The organism is Microvirga pakistanensis (assembly GCF_004458765.1).
Lineage (GTDB): Bacteria > Pseudomonadota > Alphaproteobacteria > Rhizobiales > Beijerinckiaceae > Microvirga > Microvirga pakistanensis.
Genome location: NZ_SPJX01000430.1, coordinates 1 through 223, shown reverse-complemented (window position 1 = coordinate 223; position 223 = coordinate 1). Strand labels below are relative to the sequence as shown.

General features: G+C 67.7%; 1 pseudogene. It reads left to right on the top strand.

From position 1 onward, the window contains the following. A pseudogene (locus tag E4K09_RS29855) lies at nucleotides 1-223 on the top strand (acetate--CoA ligase family protein); the annotation flags it as partial.

The following is a 223-nucleotide window of genomic DNA, read 5'->3' as shown; positions in this document are numbered from 1 at the left end:
GCGGCACGGTGCTCGGCGAGCGGGCCTGGCCGTCTCTCGAGGCGCTGCCCGGACCAGTGGATCACGCCTATATCCTTTCCGGAACCGAGGGGGCGATCGCGGCAGTCGAGAATTGCGCAAAGGTGGGGGTCAAGGTCGCCTCGATCCTCGCCACTGGTTTTTCGGAGGCGGGTGAGGCTGGTCAGGCCCACGCCGCCTATATCCGAGACCTGGCGCGCGAAGC